Source organism: Lactobacillus sp. UMNPBX6 (assembly GCF_002553975.1).
Taxonomy (GTDB): domain Bacteria; phylum Bacillota; class Bacilli; order Lactobacillales; family Lactobacillaceae; genus Lactobacillus; species Lactobacillus gallinarum.
The window spans coordinates 1-364 of the sequence record NZ_PCZD01000141.1 but is presented as its reverse complement, the minus strand read 5'-3'; the positions used below and the strand labels follow the sequence as shown (position 1 = coordinate 364).

At 41.2% G+C, this 364-nt stretch carries 1 protein-coding gene; it reads right to left on the bottom strand.

Annotated features, from left to right (window positions below; genetic code table 11):
* Positions 1–319 (bottom strand): F0F1 ATP synthase subunit gamma (locus CP357_RS10025; protein WP_199161064.1); only part of this gene is annotated, 319 nt, incomplete at its 3' end.
* Between the last annotated feature and the right edge of the window lie 45 nt (positions 320–364).

The following is a 364-nucleotide window of genomic DNA, read 5'->3' as shown; positions in this document are numbered from 1 at the left end:
TTCCAACTAAGCCCCGGTCTGATGTGATCACAACAATTCCGACTTTCTTGACCGGACGTTGTTGCAACATTCCCAATGAACTCATCGGATCGTCGCTCTTCTTTGATGAGCTGCTTACTGAAATGCTATCCAATAAGTGTGATTTAGCAAGGTGAGTGATTACACTCCGAATCTTGGCGGCATAGACTTGATAACTTGCTGTATGTCTTTGAATTTGATTCAATTTTACAGTTGATACCATTTGCATGGCATTTGTGATTTGTTGTGTTTTCTTGGTCGAATTGATTCGACGCTTAACACTTTGTAATGAACCAGCCATCAGCCTTCACCACCCTTTCTATTTGTTGCTTGCTTGGAAAGTATC